The sequence below is a fragment of the Oceanospirillum linum genome (assembly GCF_001995095.2).
Classification (GTDB): Bacteria; Pseudomonadota; Gammaproteobacteria; order Pseudomonadales; family Halomonadaceae; genus Oceanospirillum; species Oceanospirillum linum.
In genome coordinates, this window is sequence record NZ_MTSD02000219.1 from 1 (window position 1) to 396 (window position 396).

Genomic DNA, 396 nt, shown 5'->3' on the forward strand with positions numbered 1-396 from the left:
AGGCAGACGAACTCATCGATGCTATCCGACGCCGCACGCTCGACGAGCTGGCCGACTGGTCTGAATGGGCCGACAAGGTGCTTGTGTTATGAGCCGTTGCCCGCGCCGTCACTGCCAACAGCCGCGTGGTGTGGGGCCGGGCAGCTTCAATCTCCCATGCTCAGGTTGTTGAATGCGACGAGGTAGAGAAGAGCTTTCTCGTGACTCGTTGACGCGGATCAATGGATCAGCGTGTTCTGGCGTCGGTCCTGTCTGCCTCTTCGCCTGTTGAATCTCGCGCAAGGCAATTCGGGGGCTATCGCGTGTGATAAGGCCATCGCGCTTGAACTGAGCCAGCGTACGCGATGCTTTTTCCCGCCGCCGTTGGTGCCAAAATATCCGAAATGGAATTTCGAG

General features: G+C 58.3%; 1 protein-coding gene. It reads right to left on the bottom strand.

Going from position 1 to position 396, the window contains the following annotated elements:
* Positions 1 to 108 precede the first annotated feature (108 nt).
* Positions 109 to 396 (bottom strand): hypothetical protein (locus BTA35_RS18590; RefSeq protein WP_238377646.1); only part of this gene is annotated, 288 nt, incomplete at its 5' end.